This is a genomic window from Paenibacillus sp. FSL F4-0236, from assembly GCF_038000135.1.
Lineage (GTDB): Bacteria > Bacillota > Bacilli > Paenibacillales > Paenibacillaceae > Paenibacillus_AQ.
In genome coordinates, this window is sequence record NZ_JBBOBK010000001.1 from 3847107 (window position 1) to 3863061 (window position 15955).

General features: G+C 43.9%; 8 protein-coding genes. 5 read left to right on the forward strand and 3 right to left on the reverse strand.

Features of this window, described 5'->3' with window-relative positions:
• Positions 1-108: 108 nt before the first annotated feature.
• The 5 genes from NSQ29_RS17525 (at position 109) to NSQ29_RS17545 (ending at position 6851) form a co-directional block, all read left to right on the forward strand.
• Positions 109-2454: a helix-turn-helix domain-containing protein gene (locus NSQ29_RS17525; RefSeq protein WP_042186641.1), complete on the forward strand. Its 2346-nt coding sequence runs from the start codon at positions 109-111 to the stop codon at positions 2452-2454.
• A gap of 428 nt (positions 2455-2882) precedes the next feature.
• On the forward strand, positions 2883-3599 hold the full coding sequence (locus tag NSQ29_RS17530; protein ID WP_339270071.1) for a rhamnogalacturonan acetylesterase: 717 nt from the start codon (positions 2883-2885) through the stop codon (positions 3597-3599).
• Positions 3586-4686 (forward strand): mandelate racemase/muconate lactonizing enzyme family protein, encoded by a 1101-nt coding sequence (locus NSQ29_RS17535; protein WP_341125708.1) that lies wholly within the window; start codon positions 3586-3588, stop codon positions 4684-4686. The genes NSQ29_RS17530 and NSQ29_RS17535 overlap by 14 nt, the downstream gene beginning before the upstream one ends.
• Positions 4687-4703: 17 nt before the next feature.
• A complete protein-coding gene (locus tag NSQ29_RS17540; RefSeq protein ID WP_341125709.1) occupies positions 4704-5546 on the forward strand; it encodes a sugar phosphate isomerase/epimerase family protein in 843 nt (280 codons plus the stop codon).
• A 144-nt stretch (positions 5547-5690) separates the two neighbouring features.
• Positions 5691-6851, forward strand: coding sequence for a glycosyltransferase family 4 protein (locus NSQ29_RS17545; RefSeq protein ID WP_341125710.1), 1161 nt, complete (start codon positions 5691-5693; stop codon positions 6849-6851).
• Here the strand turns inward: NSQ29_RS17545 and NSQ29_RS17550 are convergent.
• The 3 genes from NSQ29_RS17550 to NSQ29_RS17560 form a co-directional block, all read right to left on the reverse strand.
• Positions 6823-7287: a DUF2269 family protein gene (locus tag NSQ29_RS17550; protein ID WP_339270064.1), complete on the reverse strand. Its 465-nt coding sequence runs from the start codon at positions 7285-7287 to the stop codon at positions 6823-6825. The two genes, NSQ29_RS17545 and NSQ29_RS17550, sit on opposite strands and share 29 nt — an antisense overlap.
• Positions 7288-7435: 148 nt before the next feature.
• On the reverse strand, positions 7436-13624 hold the full coding sequence (locus tag NSQ29_RS17555; RefSeq protein ID WP_341125711.1) for a rhamnogalacturonan lyase family protein: 6189 nt from the start codon (positions 13622-13624) through the stop codon (positions 7436-7438).
• Positions 13625-14042: 418 nt separating this feature from the next.
• Positions 14043-15875 (reverse strand): UbiD family decarboxylase, encoded by a 1833-nt coding sequence (locus NSQ29_RS17560; protein ID WP_341125712.1) that lies wholly within the window; start codon positions 15873-15875, stop codon positions 14043-14045.
• Positions 15876-15955: the final 80 nt, after the last annotated feature.

Genomic DNA, 15955 nt, shown 5'->3' on the forward strand with positions numbered 1-15955 from the left:
TTAGAGCTAATGATTATCACAGAACGAGATGATTATTGTTATTTCATACCAAGTTACATACACTTAGATCAAGTGTCTACTTCTACATAAGTAAAGGTGCTGAGTCCCGTGAGACCATTAAGCTTTCTAAGTAAGCTAACGATGTTTGCCTTTGTAATTAGCACGCTGCCTGTATTGTTCATCGGTTCTTTTTCATATTTCACATCTTCAAAAGAAATTCAAAAAAACGTTAACAACAGCAAAATGGAATTAATCTTACAAATCACCTCAAATGTAGAACATAAGTTAACAACTGTCAATCAAACATTAAACCAAGTGATCAATTCTAGTGTATTAAAAAAAGCACTAAACAACCCTTTAAATGAAACCGATTTCATTTTATACAATGATTTAAGAAACGAAATTCGCAATATGCAGTCCTTCGATACGAAGCTGGAAGATGTCATCTTATTAAATCAGCAGCAAAATTGGATGATCAAAAATTCTGGTGTTTATCGCTTAAATGAGTACAAGGACCATGCGCAGCTCACCAACCTGATGAATATTGCCGAAGATACCTCGTGGATCCTGAACCCGTCCTCCATATTTTACAGTGAGGAAAGCATTAACGTCACAGGCTGTAACTACAGCATTAGTCTTATCAAGAAACTCCCAACCAATAAGCTGCAAAAATATGGGCTTGCCTTAGCTAATATTCCTGTCTGCAGTCTTCAGGATTTCATTAACTCGGATGTACAGCCACTCGATGATATTATCGTTCTGGATAAGACAGGTCGATTCCTGCTCCATCCGGACCGCAACTTGATCGGGAAACCAATGAAAGAAGGCGGATTTACAGAAGATTCTTTCATTACTAATCCATCTAAACTTTCAGGTCAGTTTAAGACCAGGATCCACAAGAAGGATTACTCCGTCACTTACATGCGCTCTCAGATGAATGGCTGGGTCTATCTTTCGGTCACATCCATGGAAAGTTTAACGAAAGAATCCAAAAAAATTAGCCTGTTTACGATATTCGTGTGTAGCTTTATGCTTCTATTGTCTATTCTCTTGGCATGGATCGGTTCAAGACGGATGTACACTCCCATTGAAAGACTACTCAATCAAATGGGCCAACGCAAACCGGACATTAAATCCAGACACACGAATGAATTTCAGATTATTGGAGAACAAGTTCATTCTTTATTCCAATCCAAATCACAGCTGGAAAAAGAAGTCCGTCAGCATATCCAACAAGTGCGTACCTTCTTCCTAATCAATGCTTTCCATGGCAACGTTAAGAAGCGCGATCTGCACGAAGAGCTGGAACAATTCGGCTACCATAAGCAGCTCGAAGAATGGAAGACGATGGCTGTGATTACGTTGTCGATTGATTTTGCCGATGATTCCAGCTATGAGAAAAAAGATCTTAATCTCTTATTATTCGCTGCCCACAATATAATCGAAGAGTTAGTCTGCCCTGAACAACGACTGGCACCAGTAATTATGGATCATGCAGTAGTCGTCTTATTGGGGAGTCCAGACAGTGATACCGAGTCTTTTCACAAGACATTATATTCATTAACGGAGAAGCTGCAGCAGGAAATAAACAACTACCTAAAGCTTCAGGTGAGCATTGGTTTGAGCCTTCCCTTCAACACCTTCGATAAATTATCCACGGCTTACAGAGAGGGACTCGAAGCATTGAAGCATCGGATCAAACTTGGTAAAGGTGTCATTATCCAGTATGAAAATATTAACTCTGGCAAGCACTATCTGAATTTGAACTACCCTACTCATAAAGAAAATGACTTACTGGATGCTATCAAATTAGCTGAAACAGATAAAGCAAAAGAACTCATTCATTTGCTCTTCAAATCTATCTTTGCTCATGAGCTTTCACCACAGGAATACCAGATCCCGTTGACGCGCTTACTCAATAATTTACTCATTATGATGCAGGAATCCGGTATTAGCTTAAATCAAATTTATCATGCTAATGGTTCCATATTTGAGGAGCTGCATGACCTCCATACTGTAACGGAGATTGAAGATTGGTTTTGGAGCATGGTCATTTATCCGATGATCAAGATTTTTAACAGCAGACAAAATGCTCAATACCACAACATCTCAGAGAAGATCATCGATTTAATACAACATGATTACGATACAGATCTAACTTTAGAAGAATGTGCTTCACGTCTGCATTATAATGCCAACTATATCAGCAGCGTCTTCCGTAAGGAGACCCAGTACTATTTCAGCGAATATTTAACGATGTACCGATTTAAAATGGCGAAAAAATGGCTGAAGGAAACTGATATGCCCATTAAAGATATTGCAGCCAAATTAAGATATAACAACTCTCAGAACTTCATTCGCTCTTTCCGTAAGCAGGAGGGCATGACACCCGGACAATACCGGGATCACAACGCTGGCACAAAACTTAAATCCACCTTTGACGAATCAATGTAAAAAGAGAGAACTATTGTTCAGGTGGAATCAAAAAAAGAGTCTCTCTTTTTTTCTGAAATATGTTAACGTGTGCAAATAACCTTTTAAGGAGGAATTGGAACATAATGTTGAGCTTCCGTGTACATTCCAACCATGCAGAACAAACCGAGCTCTCTCTGGAAACCTCACTACTCACCCTTTATCCCCTTGCAACGCCTGGGAGACCGCCCAACACAAGCTGAGCTTCACGCCTACTTCTCAGAATCACAGATGACTTCAATAACACCTCCAACTTTTATATGGACTATTGCAAATGATGCCAGCGTTCCTGTGGAAAATAAGGACGGCATGGTTTAGGGCTTGCTAAAGAACATCCTCATTGCCAGCAATGGCTTTCCCTTTCTGAGAAATGGCTAAGTAAACACCACTACATTCAAGGAGAAGATCCTATGACACCCACATTATTTATCGCGGGAGATTCCACTGCGGCTATCAAAGGCGCTGGAGAAAAACCTATGACTGGCTGGGGAGAATACCTGCAAGGTTATTTTGGAATTTCTGTTCGAATCGAGAATCGCGCCATTAATGGTCGCAGTACCAAATCCTTTATAACTGACGGCCGTTTGGAGGACATCCTTAAGGACTTCAAGGCCGGTGACTACCTCTTCATTCAATTTGGACATAACGATGAGAAAAAAGAAGATCCTTTGCGTTACACTGATCCCGACACTGACTATCGCCGCAACCTAATTCAATATATTGAAGCTGCTCGGCAGTTAGGCGGGACTCCGGTTCTACTTACTTCTGTAAGTCGCCGCCGCTTCAACTCCGATGGAGAGCTTGACCCGCTTGCTGTAGGCGCTTATCCCGAGGCCATGAAGCAGGTAGCTGAAGAAACGCAAACACCGCTGCTTGATATTTTCGCAGCTTCGCAAGCGCTCTATCATTCGTTAGGTGTTGAAGAATCCAAAAAGTTATTCATGCATTTGCCTGAAAAAGCACATCCGAATTACCCAAATGGAGTTATGGATGATACTCATTTCTCTGATCAAGGTGCTCAGCACATCGCCAGACTTGTGGTTCAGGCTATTGAACAATCTACTGCCTTACCATTAACAGACTTACAACAACTACTACAAGGAGTGATCACAGATGTCTCTAATTAAAGAAGTTATTACAGAGTACTATCGTATCCCTTTGCCGGAAATCATGGAGGACGCTAAACACGGACTGCACACTCACTTTGAAGTTCCCATTGTCAAAATTAGAACCGATGACGGTCGTGAAGGGGTAGGTTATACCTATACTGGCGGATTTGGCGGCAAAGCGATCTGCTCACTAATTGCGAATGAATTAACTCAGATTTTAATCGGTAAGGATGCTAGCTGTGTGGAAAGTATCTGGGAGCAGATGAACTGGGGAATACATTATGTTGCTCGCGGGGGTCTGGCTAGCTTCGCCATTGCAGCATGTGACATCGCTTTATGGGATTTACGTGCGAAGAAAGCAGATGAACCGCTTTACAAACTTCTGGGTGGCGCAAGCAATGAGGTCAAATGTTATGGCGGAGCGATTGATTTGAATTTCCCATTAGAAAAGCTCCTCCTCAACAATCAAAAATACCTAGATATGGGCCTCCAGGCTGTCAAAATTAAACTAGGCCAAAAAACATTAGCTGAAGATGTGGAACGAGTGGCTGCGGTGCGCCAATTAATCGGTCCAGATGTGGCCTTTATGGTCGATGCGAATATGAGCTGGAGTGTAGAAAAAGCGATTAAAGCCGCTCGTGAATTTTTGAAATACGATATCCTCTTCTTAGAAGAACCAACGATTCCGGAAGATTATGCCGGCTATGCGCGTATTGCAGAAGAAACAGGAATGGCCGTTGCAGGCGGAGAGAACTTGCGAACATTAACCGAATTCCATCACATGCTGCAATATGGCCATGTAGATTTCCCTCAACCGGATGCTTCCAATATAGGCGGAATTACGGGCTGGTTAAAGGTAGCTCACTTAACACAAGCCTATAACCTTTCCGTTTCCACACATGGGATGCAGGAATTACACGTTAGTTTATTAGCAGCTATGCCAAATGCAGGTTATCTCGAAATGCATAGCTTCCCTATCGATCAATACACTACACGTCCGCTAGTGATTAACAAAGACAATGGGATGGCAGTTGCGCCTGAAGTAACAGGCACTGGTGTTACCTTTGACTGGGATAAATTAGCACCTCACAAACAACAATACTAATAGGAGCGATCGATCATATGAGTATTCCTCTGCACCTAGGTGTTCGAGCACATGATTTCACACAAGTTCCATTGAAGGATTTAATTGAGAAGCTTCAGTTTTATAATTTCGCTCATATTCAGTTTGCACTTAAGAAATCTTTTCCTGACAGCACTCCGAGTATGACTGCTATAAGCCCTGGAACAGCTAGTTATTACGGAAATGCCTTTAGACAGGCTGGTATTCAGATTGCGGTGCTTGGCTGTTACGTTAATATTGTAGACACCGATCCATACAAACGGGCACAAGCGTTAGCCGAGTTCAATACCCATCTTCGCTTGGCCAGAGATTTCGGCGCCAGTCTAGTAGGTACGGAAACCGGAAGTGTGGCACTTGGGTATACCACAGATAATTTTACAGAAGAAGCTTTTCAACAGGTCGTTACTTCGGTAAAGCTAATGGTCGCAGAGGCCGAACGTTTTGGTGTGACGGTAGGTATTGAAGCAGGACTTCATCATCCGCTGTATTCCGCTTCCTTAACTCGCCGACTGCTGGATGAGATTCCTTCTAATAATCTTCAGATCATATTGGATTGCGCAAATCTAATGTCACCTACAAATTACTTGCATCAGGAAGCTATTATTATGGAAGCTTTGAAGCTCTTAGGAAATCGAATTGCCATCATTCATTTAAAAGATTTTATCGTGCAAGATGGATCCATCAAAATTGTTCCTGTAGGTCAGGGCTGGCTTGAGTTTGAGCCGATTCTCCGTTATATGAAATACGAGCGTCCGCATATTCAGGGCATCTTAGAGAGTACTCCTGAATCGCATCTAAGAGAAAGCATCGCTTTTATACAGCAGATATATGAAGAAGTGTAAATATAAGATCTCATACAAAAAAATCCACTGTACACCTCATTACCTTGTGCAGTGGATTTTTATATTCTGTTTAACATCCGTTTGACCTCCATGAAATAATGGGCTGTTATGATCAAGACATCAAGAGTACCTGGGAGGGGTTCTATGCGTCTTGCTTTATTTACAGACACATTTCTTCCGCAAACGAATGGTGTCTCACTTACGCTTCAGCGCTTAACCACTCATTTGAACCGGCGAGGTATCGAGCATCTGCTATTTTCGCCGAAATCTGCTCCTGAAGACAGTTATGCCGATCCCATACGTCCCATTACCAGTATCCCCTTTTTCTTATACCCGGAATGTAGACTCGCGCTGCCGAATATGTCCTCCATCCAGTCAGAGCTAAAAGCTTTTCGACCCGATCTGCTTCATTTGGCTACTCCATTCAATATTGGTCTATGCGGCCTTCGCTATGCGCGAAAGCTTGGCCTGCCTCATGTCGCCTCCTATCATACCCATTTTGATCGCTATCTTGAATATTATCGGATGAAAAAAATTGTTCCTCTTTATTGGAAGTACATGAAGTGGTTTCATCGGTCCTGCGATGCTACCTTCGCTCCCTCCAATGAAACACTCGATTCCCTACAAGCTCAAGGTTTTCAACGTTTGAAGCTTTGGTCTAGAGGCATTGACTGCAATCTCTACACTCCGAAAAAACGCAGCCATCAGGTCCGTGATCGTTACGGAATTACCGCACCGATATTACTTCTGTACGTGGGAAGGATTGCTCCTGAAAAAGATATCAACACCCTTGCTCTCGCCATGCAGCAATTGCCCGAGTCTATGCAAGCTCAGGTACATTGGTTAGTTGTCGGAGACGGTCCCTTATTATCAGAGATGCGGGCGCAGGCGCCGCAAAATGTCACGTTTACGGGCTACAAACACGGTGAAGAGCTTGCCCAATTGTATGCCTCAGCTGATCTATTCGTCTTCCCTTCCAGTACGGAAACCTTCGGTAATGTTGTCCTTGAAGCCATGGCCTCTGGACTGCCTGTCCTCGCCGTAAATGAGGGCGGGGTGAAGGATCTGGTTACACCCGGTCGCACCGGAATAATCGCCCCACCTCGTTCCCCGGATGCTTTTATTCGTGAGATTTGTGCATGTATAGAGCAACCCCAAAAGCTGGCTGCTATGGGTTATGAGGGGCGACAGCTGGCGCTCGGCCGTTCGTGGGAGAGCATTTTTGATGGACTCATTCGCGATTATGAAGAGATCATTGAGAATAGACGCTTCGATCTTATACCGGCTTTACTACCATTAATATAATAATGACGATAGTGAGCACATGAACAGCTGCTTCTAGCGGAGCGATCTTGTTCATAGCGGCGGTGTAGCCTACAGGGATTTCGTCGCCTTCACTCACCATCACGAGCTGGGTCAGCTTTTTCAATCGAGGCTCAACAAATCCAATAATAATGACTTCTATCACGATAAAAAATAATAATGAAAGATTGATCCACAACACCGACAAGCCCATTTTATCAATGATCATTAACAAAATGCCTGTAACGATCAGGGTAATCCCACCCGTTTTAGGGAATCTGTTGATTGTCTTCATCATGCCAAATACAAAACGAAGCTGGCTGCCTGTCTTGGCAGAGCTTGTCAGTATTGGCAGCACAAAAGCTGGTCCAATTCCCACTATGGCCGCTATAACATGTATGACTACCACAATCTTAGAGATAATATCCGTCAATTCCATGATTACAATCCTCCCTATCATTCGTTGTTTAGATTCATATGACGATGATAGTGGAAATAGTCTTGCAGAATCCTTTAAATCTTAGATAACCTCAAAAAGCGCCTAGTCGGATATTACCGACGTAGGCGCTTTTTTAACTATTGCTTAGTTATTTTACCGAGACTTTCATAACTGTACTTTCACTAACGCCTTGATCATTCATCAGTTCTACACGGTATTCATAAACACCCGGAGATCGATTCGTGATCGAAGTAGAAGCCGTTTGGGCATTCGGAGTATTTGCTGTTAAAGTCTGTGTATCGATCAGCACTCCATTCTCATACAAGCGATACACTTTGCCGTTCATCCCCCACCATAAATTCATGGTCACTTTATACTCTCCATCGCCATCCCAGTTGTCATTGGACAACACCGGCTTAGCTGGTGCAGCATCCTTCACGATAACTACATGAGCAGCAGACACCGTTGTGCCAAAAGAATTGGTCAGCTCAGCCGTATAGGTGTACGTACCGTTTTCTTTTCCAGTAACACTAGTCACCGCGGTCTGTGCGGCTGGGGAGTCGTCACGTAAGGTTTGCGTGTCTATTAAGACACCGTTCTCATATAGCTTGTAGACCGTACCGTTATTGCCCCACCACATGTTCATTGTGATTTTGTAATCACCATCCAGAAGTCCTGTATCCTGCCCATTGTTATTGGATAGAACCGGTTGTCCCGGAACTCCTGTTGCCTTCTGAGGTCCACTTACGACCACAATTACTTGTTCAGTCGTCGAGAGTCCAGCGTTATTCACAGCTGTTGCGATAAACGTATGCGATCCCGCAAGTCCTTTGAGTGGAATCTCATCTCCATAGACAACTTCTTTTCCATCAAAGGTGATATCCAGACTACGAATACCAGACTCAGGATCTTCTGCTACGACCTGTACCTTCAAGATATCCGATTCACTCATTTGAATAGAAGGTAAACCAGTGATTACAGGCGTCGTAGTGTCCTCTGTTTCCACAGGCGAGCCTACATATTGAATTTTAGGTGCTGCTGGTTGTTCCATGCCTTCGCCAAGAAAAAATCCAGGATGCGGAGGTTGATTATAACCCGCGTTCTGCCAAGCCACTCCCAGTCGGTAGATCGGATCATGCATCAAAGTGCGAATACGATAATCTGTCATATCCGTTGTTGTATAGATTCGTAATTCAGAACTGTCCGTTGCTCGCCAGATCACTTCTTCACGCCAATCCCCGAACAGATCCGCCTGCAAGCTTGGATTCGCCTTGGTGCCATTATTAGAAGAGGCTCCAGTTGCCGTCAACAAATTAGCTGTCGTCTGGTTGGTATAATCCCACTTATCCACTCGATTAGAATCCAGCAATTCACGTAAAAGATCACCGTCCCACCAAATGCCAAAATTCGTAGAAGAAGGCAGCTTATTCGTGATTAGCTCTCCCTGTGCACTATATATGCCTGTAACAGGAATCTGCACCTCATTGGTAATCGTTGCAGCCCATACCTCTTCACCGGTATAACGCGGGTCAATATCTGCTGACATTCCGCGTCCAGTATCAATTCCCGTGAACACACCCCATATGGTTTCCCCTGTAGCTGCATCACGCATTTCAATACCATACTTGGAATCGGTATGCTCATGTACATCAAAGACCTCCAACCCCGGTCTGGTAGGATCAAGATCTCCGAAATGGATCGCATCCCCATGACCAAGCTTTGTATTATACAGTGGCAATCCATCATCATCGATCGCCATCGCGCCGAAGGTTATTTCGTCCTTGCCGTCACCATCTACATCTCCTACTGAAAGGTTATGGTTTCCTTGCCCTGCGTAATCGCCATACCCTTCTTCATTACTATCAAATCGCCATACCTTCTCTAGCTTACCTCCGCGATAGTTATACGCTGCAAGTACAGTTCTTGTGTAATATCCACGGCTGAAAATCACGCTTGGCTGTTCACCATCTAAGTAAGCTACGGCGGCTAAAAAGCGGTCCACCCTATTACCATAGGCATCGCCCCAAGCACCTACGTCACCACGCGGCGGATCATAACTAACCGTATCCACAGCCCGGCCTGTTGCCCCTTCGAACACTGTTAAATACTCATTGCCGAGGAGCACATAACCCGAGCTATTGCGATAGTCTGCACTAGCATCACCGATCACAGTACCTTGACCATCAACCGTACCATCTGCTGTCTTCAGCATAATCTCAGCACGACCATCACTGTCCAAATCGTAAACCATGAATGGTGAATAATGCGCGCCAGCACGGATATTAGGCCCTAAATTTATCCGCCATAAACGTGTACCATCTAGCTTATAAGCATCCATATAGACTAGTCCTGTGTAACCTGCCTGGGAATTATCTTTGCTGTTCGAAGGCGACCATAACATGATGATTTCGTACACCCCATCACCATCCACATCCCCTACACTTGCATCCCCTGCACTATACGTATAAGGCTGACCATCTTTGGTGTAATCATCTGCTGGTTTTTGCAAGGGGATAGATAGGTATTGCTTCTGCCATACGCTGAATTCTTCCGAAGCCGCTTTTTCGACTCCATTGATTACTGATGTAATTCTGTATTTGGCGTCAGCTGTACCGGAAGTGTCGAGATAGTTCGTGCTTTGTGTAATTAACGAATCATTTAGCTTCTCTTCCCCACGATACAGATTGAATCCAAACGATTCTGAATCCAGACCTAACATCCGCCAGCTGATATAAACACCCGCATCTGTCTTAACCGCAACAGGCGCACGATCCAGCGCTTCCATCTTCCGGTATAGCGTTGTCACCGCTGAGGTTTCCAGCGAAGCGGAAAGATCAGAGATACCGCCTGCATTTACCGAGGCAACTTTGTAATAGTAAGGAATTGTACTTAAAATGGTCGTGTCTGTGTATGAAGCTTCGAATGATTTGCCGATTAGAATGAACTCACCATCCGCGGATTTCGCACGATAAATGTTGAACATCCTTGCATCTGATACCTCATTCCACGTAAAGGTCACATCATTTTTGTTCGTAGATTGTACTGCTAGACCACTAGGTACGGCTGCTTTTGCTACAGCTGGATCAATCATAGACACCTTTAAGGCATTAGATGTTACGGATTCCAGTCCCGTGCTGTCCACCGAAGTTACCGTATAGATGTATTCCATACCGATATCCGCAGTGGTATCTGTGTAAAGCGGCTCTGTTGTATCGCCCAGCAGCTCTGAACTATTCGCAACCGTTGCCTGACGATACACTCGGTATTTTAGCGCACCATCCATACCATCCCAAGAAAGATTAGCTGTGATAGGCTCATTGTTTAAGTCCAGACTACCCAGTTTCAGATTCGTTGGGGCTAATAATAGCGGTGTGATTTCCAGTCCATTGAGATGAGCCGTTGTGCCACTAAAAACAAGATTCATCTGACCGTCTTTGACAGCGATCTGGTTATACAGCTTCTCAGCAATATTTTCCTTACCTGAAGAGACTGTTCCATAATCTTTGCCTTCAATCGCTACATTCGTCTTGGTAGAACCAATCCAATCTCCGGTATAGGTCTTAACGGAATAATAACCATTCGGTAAATCAACTTTAAATTCATACGAGCCTCCAAAATAGATCACGAAATCTCTACGAAGGGCATCAGTTGCACTACCGCGATCTCGATCACTCATACCTTCACTTGAGGACAAGCCATAACCACGTTCTGTTGTATAAAGTACATTACGGTTCACTTCCGTATAACCTGCGGCAACGGGTGAGCCAACAGGTCCAAAATCATAACGATATTGAGCGGACTTCGTAGTCAGCTTAACTTCATCTGAAGGCTCAGACTCTCCTAACCCATTTACTGCAGTTACTCGAACGGAGTAGCTGTTACCTTCCGCCATTCCGCTTAATGTTAAAGTTGGAACAGTAGCAGTTCCCGCCAATGCGTAAGCAGTTTCAGCTTCGGACGCTAGCTTACGATAGATTTTATAAATATCAGCACCCTCTACTTTATCCCATTTCAGTACTGCACCTGCATTACTGATACTTCCCGCCACAAGACCTTGTGGCTTGGCAGGCACTGTTTCTGGCTGCTTAATGTCCTGTACAAAGCTGGAGAGTGGAATGTTTAATTGCTCTATTCCTTTGGCCAGCAGACGAGCCATTTGAATCGCTCCGTACTCTTGAAAGTGAGTATCGTCTGCTGACCCATTCGGGAAAGCACCATATATCCCTGCATCGAGGTGAAGGAATACAGAGCGTGTAGCTGCAAAACCGATCGAATTGTAATAAGCGACACTTAGCGCGCTAAGATCAACCAATTCCACATGCAGCTCATTGGCTACCTCTTTCATCGCCTGCACATATTCAGGGAAACTCACATTAAATTTTTCCGTGGCAGCATTATAATCTCTGCGGCCCATCGGGGTCACCAGAATCGGAGTCGCTCCTCTTTGTCTGGCACCCTCGACATACGTTTTTAAATAATTTTTGTAATCTGCTGGAGAGGCATACCGATCAGGAACACTGATCGTTGCGTCATTGTGGCCAAATTGGATAAGGAAATAATCACCTGGCTGTATCTTTCGCAGTACTTCATCCAGCCGCCCCTCTACAATAAATGACTTAGAGCTGCGGCCTCCGATAGCGTGATTCTTAAAAGTTACTTCCTCACTAAAGAAATCAGGAATCATTTGTCCCCAGCCAGCCTGTGGTATCCAGTAAGGATCGTAAGTCTGCACAGTTGAATCACCCGCAATATAAACTGCAGGCAATTCATTAGCAGGACGATCTGGCTGCTTAGTAATCACCAGTGCATTGATATTAGGCTTCATGCCAGAGAATACCAAGTTCATTTGTCCATCCACCAAAGCGATGTCAAAATTCATTTCCAAATACTGACCAGCTGTTTTACTTGTCTGCTGAACTTTTTGGATCGATTCTACTTTGATGCCAATGTCTGTGTCTCCGGCGCTATCTCCAGCGATAAGTGACACAGTATAGTCACCATTCGGTAAATCTACATTAAAGGTAGTATCCTTAGGGACCACCAAATCCGATCGCAAAGGATCAGTGGTTCCCCGGTCTACACCAGTTACCTTTGATATATCCGTAAAGCCATACTTAACCGCAGAGGAATAAGATACCCCCGCATCGACCTTAAGATAACCTTTCGCCGCAGCACCTGGGCCAAAATCAAAGGAATATACATTTCCTTCTGGCAATGTTACAGGTGGCGTGTATACCATACTTTCCACTTTGTTAGATAACTGGGATTCTCCTTGGGCATTAGCAGCTTTTACCCCATAATATTGCCGTTTAGAGGTATCCACTGCTACATCCGTAAATGTCGCCGTCTCCGACTGGCCAATCTCCTGGAAGGATCCATCTGCTGAATCAGACCTTAAGATTGTATAACGGGTAGCTCCTGCCACGTTGTTCCAACTTAGCTGAACAGAACTCGCACCCACGCTGACAATCGAAAGGCCCGTTGGTGCTGCCGGAACCTCTGCCCCCGGAATTTCATCTACCGTCACAGGTGCACTCAAAGCAGACTCCTCACCGCTGCCTTTAACAGCAGACACATTATAAATGTAGCCACTGCCTTCATTTACGTCTGAATCCACGTAGCTGTTAGCAGTAACTTGAGCTACCGATTGAATAGTCCCGCTAGGAAGCTCTGTCCGATATATATTGTAATAGACTGCTTCTGTCACGCTGCTCCACCCGAGAGAGACCGCAGTGGGCGAGAGATTCGTAACCGCTAAGCCCTCAGGAGCCTGCAGTGGACCCGGCACGATTTGCTGAATCATAAGTCCATTTAAATACCCGCCGACCCCTGTACCCGTGATGCCAACGGTTAGTTGACCGTCTTGGACAGTCGTGCGGTAAGTGGCTTGATTTACAGCCTGCTTGCTGCTTATTGAACCAGCCGTAACACCTTCTAAGGTAATCGTAGTTTTAGTTGTACTTGTACCTGCCAATAAATCTCCTGAGAATACAGTCACATCGTAATCCCCATTAGGAAGATCCACTAGAAAGGCGTAGGACAATCCCAGTACAAAATCATTAGTCAGTTCATCTCCGCCCGAGCGATTTCTTGAGGCAACCGCCTGATCTAAACCATATCCTAGCTCCTTCGTATACAACTTAGATTCATGCACAGCTGTATAACCACTCATTACAGGACTTGTTGCCGTTCCAAAATCATATCGCAAAGTTATTGGACCTGAATCCGCACTGGCTGGTTGCACTCCAAATGTTGTAGAGGGAAATAGAGATGAACAAATGAAGACCCACGACAATAACACAATAAGTATTTTATTCCCCATTTTATTTCTCTTCATCTTCCGTGCTTCACCCGCTTTCTTATGATTGAAAGAACTTAGTACGCATCTGGCCCTTTTGTAGTAAACGCTTACAATAAGCTTCATTGTCATTCGTTCTTCAAATATAAGTTCACTTCGTGCGTGTATCCCCTCCTCCTTGCTCAGACACTTTTCTGGATAATTATTTCCAGATGCACTCATATCCAACACGATACTACCACCTAAGTTTCACTATGAACATTTAAAAAACAGAGTTTATCATACACTAAACCGTTCAAATCACTCGCCTATAGTTATAAAATCCTACGATTTCGTGACAAGCTGGGACATAAAACCCAGAATACACCTATACATTTTTAATTTCATATGAGTAAAATCATTTCAAAAAACAGCAAAAAGACCTCCTTGGTTTCCCAAGAAGGTCTTTGAGTTATGGTTAGATCTTACCGTTTAAGCTCCCACCTGGAGCAAATAATCGTTCGATATGCTTTTGAACCACTGGATCCGGAATTAATGGTGGCGCTTGATGAGGTTTTACACGCGCATCAATAATCACGTTATCACATGACCAATGCTTATACTCCGTTGAACTGTTCACGCCATATATATCATGAGAAGGATTGCTGCGTGTGAACGTCGCCCATAGGAAATTCTCAATTCTATCACTTAAGAACTCGCTATCATCACACACAATAATCATCGGACAAGATGGGAGTGCTCCCTGTACTTGAATCGCTTCGCTAAGCTTGTTCATTTCCTGCGCTGCTTCAGCGTAAGTAGTGAATTTAGAGCCTTGAAGCGCCACGAGACCCGGCATCACCATCTTTGCATGTCCAAATCCCTGTAGTTGTTCAAGTATGTCAGGAACCTCTGTACATAGCTCTCTTTTCTTCTCCCCAACCGCAGCGAAAATCACCTTACTTCCGCTGTTTAGTCCTGTACCAGAATAATCAAGGGTATCAATCGTTGTATTCGTATAGAAATGAATATCTCTGCGAAGATTAATCCGCTCTAAAATATACGTCAAGAAATCCTCAACATCATGTGTGCTGATAGGTTGTTTCTCTTCGGCTGTAATAAACAAGAATTTAGCTAAACTAAGCTGACCTGTGCCTAATATCCGATTCGCAATCGTAAGAATCTCCGCTGGCTGCTTCACTTGTTGATAAGGTGTATAACGTTCACTGCCAATCGCAAACAAAAGGGGATGAACACCTGCAGCATCTACTGCATGAACTTCTTTGACACCCGGGATTTCTTGTCGGATAGCTCCACCCGTTAACTCGTGAATTAACTCACCAAAAGCGGTATCCTCTTGTGGGGGTCTGCCGACAACCGTAAATGGAAAGATTGCATTCTTTTTAGCGTACACTTTATGTACTTTCATAACTGGAAAAGGATGCACCAAGCTGTAATAGCCTAAATGATCGCCAAAAGGTCCTTCCGGCTTCGTCTCACCAGGATGAATTTCCCCTGTGATCACAAAATCCGCATCATTACTAATGCAATATCCATCTACATAGCTATAGCTAAAATGACGTCCCGAAAGTAAACCGGCAACGATCATCTCACTCATACCCTCAGGCAAAGGCATTACAGCCGATAACGTATGCGCTGGAGGTCCGCCGATAAAACAGCTCACTTTAAGCGGTTCTCCTTTTCGATTGGCTCTTTCTTGATGCACGCCGATACCGCGGTGAATTTGATAATGAACGCCAACCTCTTTATTGAGTTCATAATCATTACCATTCAACTGAACACGGTACATCCCCAGATTGGAATTCATAATGCCCGGCTTGTCTGGATCTTCGGAATACACTTGCGGCAAAGTGACAAAAGCGCCACCATCCTCCGGCCAATGTGTGATCAGCGGAAGATCAGAAATACTGATTTCCTGAAAACCACTTGGTAGACCACCCGGCTTTTTAATAGGCAATGCTTTTCTCGCAGATAGTCCTGTCCCTACATATTTAAAAGGATTCTTAAGTGCCTTCATAGGATCGTTACGAAGTGCAATTACGTTATGTGTGGAGTTCCAAGTACGCCGAAAGATAAACTTACTGCGCTCTAGCGTTCCAAAAAGGTTAGATACGGCACGAAATTTCGAGCCTTTTACATTTTCAAATAATAATGCAGGGCCACCAGCTTCATAAACCTTCAAGTGAATCGCGGCCATCTCCAGATAAGGGTCCACTTCTTCACGAATACGAACCAAATGTCCATGTTTCTCTAAATCATTAACACACTCTTCTAAATTGCTATATTTCATTTCATTACTCCGATCTCTAGAAGGTTATTACAAGATTTCTTGGATGCTTTAATTATACCCTGTAACTTTTTAAAATAAAG